Origin of the sequence: Streptomyces pseudogriseolus (assembly GCA_002154585.1) — a bacterium.
GTDB classification, from domain to species: domain Bacteria; phylum Actinomycetota; class Actinomycetes; order Streptomycetales; family Streptomycetaceae; genus Streptomyces; species Streptomyces pseudogriseolus.
In genome coordinates, this window is record MUNG01000481.1 from 1 (window position 1) to 6,624 (window position 6,624).

Annotated in this window: 7 protein-coding genes; 2 read left to right on the forward strand and 5 right to left on the reverse strand. The window is 74.0% G+C overall.

Translation table 11 applies throughout. The features are described 5' to 3' along the window. Window positions 1-198: 198 nt before the first annotated feature. Complete coding sequence (locus CCN29_RS31395) at window positions 199-492, forward strand: DUF7691 family protein (RefSeq protein ID WP_189479462.1); 294 nt, start codon at window positions 199-201, stop codon at window positions 490-492. A gap of 49 nt (window positions 493-541) precedes the next feature. On the opposite strand, the gene CCN29_RS31400 is transcribed toward CCN29_RS31395, so the two are convergent. The 3 genes from CCN29_RS31400 to CCN29_RS31410 form a co-directional block, all read right to left on the reverse strand. Beyond that, on the reverse strand, window positions 542-2,599 hold the full coding sequence (locus tag CCN29_RS31400) for a neutral/alkaline ceramidase (protein ID WP_086685928.1): 2,058 nt from the start codon (window positions 2,597-2,599) through the stop codon (window positions 542-544). A 186-nt stretch (window positions 2,600-2,785) separates the two neighbouring features. Next, a complete protein-coding gene (locus CCN29_RS31405; RefSeq protein WP_086685931.1) occupies window positions 2,786-4,381 on the reverse strand; it encodes an alpha/beta hydrolase in 1,596 nt (531 codons plus the stop codon). A 131-nt stretch (window positions 4,382-4,512) separates the two neighbouring features. Continuing rightward, the gene (locus CCN29_RS31410) at window positions 4,513-5,232 is read right to left on the reverse strand and encodes a peptidyl-tRNA hydrolase (RefSeq protein WP_086685933.1); all 720 of its coding nucleotides are present in this window, start codon (window positions 5,230-5,232) and stop codon (window positions 4,513-4,515) included. Window positions 5,233-5,291: 59 nt separating this feature from the next. On the opposite strand from CCN29_RS31410, the gene CCN29_RS31415 reads away from it, so the two are divergent. Next, window positions 5,292-5,657, forward strand: coding sequence for a gas vesicle structural protein GvpA (locus CCN29_RS31415; protein ID WP_006130510.1), 366 nt, complete (start codon window positions 5,292-5,294; stop codon window positions 5,655-5,657). Window positions 5,658-5,680: 23 nt separating this feature from the next. Here CCN29_RS31415 and CCN29_RS31420 read toward each other — a convergent pair whose 3' ends face one another. Together CCN29_RS31420 and CCN29_RS31425 are read right to left on the reverse strand one after the other, a co-directional pair. After that, complete coding sequence (locus CCN29_RS31420) at window positions 5,681-5,872, reverse strand: hypothetical protein (RefSeq protein ID WP_006130511.1); 192 nt, start codon at window positions 5,870-5,872, stop codon at window positions 5,681-5,683. 18 nt (window positions 5,873-5,890) lie between these two features. Continuing rightward, window positions 5,891-6,624, reverse strand: a 734-nt coding sequence (locus CCN29_RS31425) for a polysaccharide deacetylase family protein (RefSeq protein WP_442538590.1), incomplete at its 5' end; no start/stop codon positions are given.

A 6,624-nucleotide genomic window follows, 5' to 3' on the forward strand; every position in this document is an offset into this window, starting at 1 on the left:
CACCCGGGCGTTCCCGCCCGGCCCCCGAAGCCGCCCGCACGGGACGTGCCGGTCGTGCCGGGGATATGGCCCCGGGGCCCGCGAACGAACCGTCCTCGAGCCGCCTTCAGAGGAACATTTGAGGTTGGGGGAGCGCCGCCGGGGCAGCGGCACCGCCTGACGCGTTGTCAGTGGGCTGAGGAGCTGCGCCGCGCCGGGGTGGACGAGGACCTGCTGCTGTACCCGCACGTGTTCTCCGGCCCGCCGAAGGAGATACCGTTCCTCTTCCCGCACGCGGTGGACGGCCCGCACATCGGCATGTTCCCGCTCGCCAAGGCGGGACCCGCCGCGGACGCCTACCGCGCGGTGTCCGGCTCGGTGTCGCCGGAGTTCCGCGACGAGGTCGACCGGTTCGCGTCCCTGCTGGAGAGCGAGCACGGCGAGTGGGAGTACGCGACGAAGGCCCTCGACTGGTACGACCAGGACACGATCTTCTTCTCCATCACCGGCTGAACCGCCGCCCGCGCGCGCCGGACCCGCCCGCCGGGCCCGCCCCCCGGGCTCAGCGCACCTGGAAGGCCGTCGAGACGCCCTCGATCGACGAGATCGTCCCGCCGAGACTCTTCGCGTCGCCGTGGTAGACGACGCGGTAGGTGCCCGAGGGGGTGTCCTGGGGGATGTCCCAGGTGACGGTGACCTTGGACGCGGCGATGCCGTCGCGGGCCCAGTGGAAGCGGGTCGCCCAGTCGCCGTCGTCGGCGACGGTGCGCCAGGCGCCGGCGGAGTCCCGCCGCTCGATCCGCAGGTACGTGTCGCCGCGGTGCAGGTCGTTGCCCGGGTGGGCGCCCGCGAAGACGACCTCGACGCGTTCCCCGGTCCGGTAGTTCTCCCGCGGCGGCACCAGCACGTCGCCGAACGTCCGGAACAGGGGCGGGGCGTCCAGCACCACGCCCGGCTGGAGCGAGAGCACCGAGCCGGACAGGTCCGGCGGCTCGGGCCCGAGCGGCAGGTCCGTGCCGTCGCGCAGGGACACCGCCAGCTCGGCCGCGGTCTGCTGGAGCGCCGGGAGCTGCCAGCGCCCGAAGAGGGTGCTGCCGCCCTCGTACTGCTGGGCGTCGTACTCCTCCGGCGTGGTCACGTAGTGCATGTAGGAGTTGCTGTACCCGGCGACCAGCACGTCGTCCAGGTCCGCGCCGACGATCCCGGCGACCGTGCGCCGCAGCCGCAGGCCCGCGCAGACGGTGACCTCGCCGGGGATGCCGATGAGGTACAGGCCGCCGATGCGCACCAGCATCACCGGCACCCGCTCCTGGACCCACGGGTAGATCCGGTTCATCTCCCCGATCGGCACGAAGACGTCCTTCGGCGCCTGCGCCTGCTTCAGCTCGGGGGACACCGTGTAGACGATCGAGTTGGAGACGGCGTCCCAGAACGGGTTGTCGCCCTCGTCGAAGCCGGGGAAGGCGGGCCCGTCCTCCAGGCTGCCGGCCGCCATCGACGCGCCCACGCACGGCTTGGACGTGCGGTGCGTCTTCCCGTCGCCGGTGAACTCGGGGCGGACGGTGACGTCGGACAGGTCCACATACACCAGCCGGGAGTCGACCGGCCCGGACAGCCGCACGCCGGGCGTGGCCGCCTGGGCCGCGGCCGCCTCGTACTGCCGGAGCCCGCTGGTGCGGGTGGCCTCGAAGTCGGCGGGCGTGGTGGGCGGCACCAGATCCAGGTTGGGCGACATGTCGCCGCTGTTGGTCTGCGCGAACGCCGACACGAACTCCGGTGTGCCGTCGGCGAGATAGTCCACGCCGTGGACCTCGCGCTCCCAGTGGTAGGCCGCGTACCCCTTGTTGTCGGCGCTGATCAGGCGGTTGTCGCCGGACATGCTGGTGCCGTGCACCGGGAACCAGTTGACCGCCCCGACCGTGCGGCCCTCCCGCTCCACCCGCAGCAGGGTGGTCAGGGTGTCCACGCCGTCCGGGAAGTGGTCGCGGTCGGCCTTCGGGTTCCGGTCGAAGGCCGACCGCGAGCGGTTGGCGCTGACTCCGGTCAGCGTGCCGTGGCTGAGCACCAGTCCGGACGGGGCGAGGTCCTCGTGCGCGTGGCGCGCCGCCTCGAACAGGCCGTCCGCCACCGCCTCGAAGGTCGCCCGGTGGAAGCCGAACGTCGTGGTGTTGTAGAGGAGATGGTGCGAGTAGCCGCCGGGGCCCGCGTGGGTGTGGGTGGCGGAGATCAGCACGTTCCGCGCGGTGTAGAGGTCGCCGTACGCCTGCCTGAGCCGGCGCAGCACCGCCCGGTGCACGCTGTCGAAGATCATGGGGGAGTCGGCGACGATCAGCAGCACCCGGCGTCCGCTCGCCTGCTCGACCACCACGAACGCCCGCGCCCGCAGCCGCGTGTGCAGACCCGCCGCCTGCTGGTCGAACCGCCCGTACCCCATCATGCCGACCTCGGCGACCTCGCCGGTGGCGTCGGAGATCCCCCGGCCGACGAGATAGCCGCCGTCCTCCGCGGCGGACGCGGAGCCCGCGGAGACCAGGTGCGCGCCCGCGAGACCGAGGCCGGTGACGGCGCCCGCCTTCAGGACGGTCCGGCGGCTGCGCAGGGGAGGACGTTCCGCGGTCATACGCTGCTCCTCGGGCTGGGTCGGCCGCCGACGGGCGAAACATGAACAACATTCAAGTTCGCGCGCTTCCTTGGTACACCGGCTGCCATGAACACGGCAAGAGTGCTGCGCGTACGACGAAGCCGGCCCGGCCGGTCCGCTCACCACGGACCCGCCGGGCCGGCTCCCGCCGCCGTACCTCCGCGCCTACCCCTTGCCCTGGAGCGGCTCCCGCTCGCACACGGTCCCCGCGGCCGGCACCGTGCCGTCCAGCAGGTACGCGTTCACGGCCTCGCGCACACAGGTGTTGCCGGAGTCGTACGCGCCGTGGCCCTCGCCCTCGTAGGTGAGTTCCACGCCGACGCCCTTGCCGAGCCGCTCCGCCATCCGCGTGGCGCCCTCGTACGGCGTCGCCGGGTCGCCGGTGTTGCCGACGAGCAGGACCGGCGGCGCGCCGGGCGCGCTCACGTCCGGGTGCGCGGCCCTGCCCCGCACCGGCCAGTCGGTGCACTCCAGCGTGTCCCACAGCATGGTGTCGCCGAACAGCGGGGACGCCTTCTCGAACGCCGCGGCCCGTTCCATCACGTCGTCCACGGTGTAGCGGTCGCTGCGGTCGGCGCAGGTGATGGCGGTCTGCGCGTCCCGCTGGTCGCTGAACCCGCCGGCGTGGCGGCCGATCAGGGCGTCGGCGAGGCCGAGCAGGGTCTCGCCCTCGTCGGCGGCGAGCAGCTGGAGGCCCACCTCCAGGGCGGGCCACGCGGTCTCCAGGTAGAGCGCCAGGACGACGGCGTCGATGAGCTGGGAGCCGGTGAACACCCTCTCCCCGCCGACGGCCAGCGGCTCGTCGTCCAGGGCCTCCTCCAGCCGCATGACGAGCTGCGTGATCTCCTCCGGGGTGTCGCCGAGGGCGCAGCCGGTGTCCACGCACCACTGCGCGAAGTGGTCGAAGGCCAGCTGGAACCCGCTCGCCTGCGCGAGCGCGCCCTCCATCTGGTCCAGCGTCGGGTCCACGACGCCGTCCAGGACGGCACGGCCCACGTGCTGCGGGAACAAGTGGGCGTAGACGCCGCCCAGTTCGGTTCCGTAGGAGATCCCCAGGTAGTGCAGCTTGTCGTCGCCGAGCAGATGGCGCAGCAGGTCCATGTCGCGGGCGGCGTCCTCGGTGCCCACGTGGGGCAGCACGCGGCCCGACTTCTTCTCGCAGGCGTCGGCGTAGTGCTGCCGCGCCTGGAGCAGGGCGGTCACCTCGTCGTCGCCGTCGTCGGGGGTGTCGTCCTGCTCGGTCATCGCCTGCGCCGCCTGGGCGTCCAGGCAGGTGACCCCGGAGCTCGCGCCCGCCCCGCGCGGGTCGAAGCTCACCAGGTCGTAACGGGACCGGAGTTGCTCGTAGTCGGCGGCCAGGGCGGGCAGGGTCGCCACGCCGGACTCGCCGGGCCCGCCGAAGTTGAACAGCAGCGAGCCGATGCGGTCGGCGGCGTCCGCGCGGGACGCCGCCCGGATCAGGGCGAGGCCGATGGTCTCGCCGGCGGGCTCGTCCCAGTCCAGCGGCGCCCGCATGGTGGCGCACTGCCAGCGGGTGCCGTCCGGCAGCGGCTCGGGCGCCTCTCCTCCGCCTTGCAGGGGGGACGGTGCGGGGCAGTCCTTCCAGTCGAGGGACTGCGCCCATATCCGTCCGCGGTCGTCCTCCTCGCCGCCTCCGCCTCCGGCCGCGCCCCCGCCGGCCGGGCCGCAGGCGGCCAGGGAGGCGGAGAGCAGGACGGCGCCGGACAGCAGGGCGGCGGCTGTCGTACGTGGTGTCGGCATGCGCCCAGCCTCCGGCGGCCCAACGGCCGCCGCACGGCCGCACATCCATCCGGGGGACGCGCCAGGGCCGGCGCGGAGCCGGTCCGGCGCGGAGCAGGCTGAACGCAGCGCCGGCCGAACGCAGCGCCGGCTCAGCGCAGTGCCGGGTGGTCCGCCACCACCGTGCACGAACCGGGGGCGATCTCCGTGAAGCCCGCGTCGCGCACCGTCGGCAGGCCACTGCCGGCCAGCGCGGGCCAGTCGGCCGGGTCGGCGGTGCGCACGGCCAGCGGGAAGCCGGCCGCCCGCCAGGCCTCACGGGCCGCGCCGGACAGCTCCCGCCAGGCGAGCTGTGCGCCGTGCCCGGCCTGGGCCATCGCCTTGCCGGCCGACATCTCGAGCTCCGGGTTCATCCACAGCGTCGGCACGCCGGGGTCCGCCGGCGGCACCGGGTCCGGGTCGTCGAGGTCGGTGCCGGACACCTGGAGCCGGGCCAGGTCCTTGGGCCAGCCGTCCAGCGGCACCGGCGGGAAGACCCGCACCTCCGCCGACTTCCCGGTCACGGTGATCCCGGGAAGCGCCTCCGCGCGCCGCCACTCCGCGCCGCGCGCCCGCCGCACCACCTTGCGGATACGGGCGTCCTGCCAGTCGCGCATCGCCCGCGCCCACTCACCCTCGCCCACCGACCGCTCGTCGGTCAGCATCACCAGCACCGCGCGGGCGGCCGTCTCCAGGGCGTCCGTCCGCGCGGGCGGCGAGCCGCGCTCGATACGGACCACGAGCGGCAGCACGAACTGCGGCGCCGCGTCCCGGTCACCGGGCTCGGGTCGGAAGGGGCTGTCGGGGGCGGGTGTCGTCCGGTCGTCGTTCACCCGCCCAGTGTGCCAAGGCACCGAGCGGGCACCAGGGTGGGGGAAGGGACTGATGCGCGATGACTCAGGCGGTGCCGCAGCGCGGCGGGGGCGGCTCCAGCGGTCTGTACGACGTGCTGGAGCTCATTCTGGACCGAGGGCTGGTGATCGACGCGTTCGTGCGGGTGTCTCTGGTCGGGATCGAGATACTCAAGATCGACATACGCATCGTGGTGGCGAGCGTCGACACCTATCTGCGCTTCGCCGAGGCGTGCAACCGGCTCGACCTGGAGGCCGGGCCGCGCAAGCCCGCCGGGCTGACGGAACTGCCGGACAAGATGCGGGAGTCCGGCTCCCGGGGAGTGGCCAAGGGGCTGCTGTCCGGCGCCGCGGAGACCCTCTCCGAGGCATTCCGGTCCGGGCGCGACGAACCCAGGCGGGCGTAACGAGGACAGAGCGCCCCGGCCGGTCAGCCGGAGCAGGCCGTGCGCTCCGCCTCGCGCCATTCGCAGACCGGGCACAGCGTGATGCCCCGGTACGTCTCCGGGTACTCCGTGGGCTCCTGGCACTGGACGCACGCCGCGTAGGGCGGGCCGTCCGCCTTCGGCGGGCGCTCGCCGCCGGCGAGGCAGTAGTCGCGGTCGGTCACGTCGTCGCTCATGCCTCCAGCGTAGGACGGTCAGCCGCGTCCGTTCGCCGCGCCGATCAGCTCGGAGACCTTGACGAACCGGTAGCCCCTGCGGCGCAGCTCCGGCACGACCGTCCGCACCGCCTCCTCCGTCGTCGGGGCGGCGCTGCGGGTGCAGTGCAGGACGACCACCGAGCCCGGCCGCACCCCGTCCAGCACCTGCCGGGCCACCGCGTCCGCGTCGGTGGCGAAGGCGTCGCCGCCGACGACGTCCCACTGCACGGCCGTGACGCCGGCCGGGGTGAGCGCCCTAAGCGCCCGCCGGTCGTAACAGCCGCCGGGAAAGCGGAAGTACGGCATCGGGTCGGGCACGCCCACCGCGCGGAACGCCCGGTACGCACGCTCCACGTCGGCCCGCATCCGCTCCTCGGGCACCGAGGGCAGGCCGTAGCAGTCGCCGGTGAAGGCGTAGTGGCTGTACGAGTGGTTGGCGACCTCGAATAGCGGGTCACGGCCGAGGGAGCGGGCCTGGTCCGGGTACTCCTCGGCCCACCGGCCCGTCATGAACACCGTCGCCGGCACCTTCAGCGCCCGCAGCGTCCCGATCAGCCGCGGATGGTCGAAACGCTCGCCCGCCGCGGCCCTCGGGCCCTGGTCGGCGGTCATGTCGGCGTCGAAGGTGAGGGCCACGGTCTCCCCGGCGTCCCGGGGCCCGTGCTCGAACACCGGGGTGAGGCCGGCGGGGCCCGCGGCGAGCGTGGGCGGCGCCGACGGGACGGCGGGGG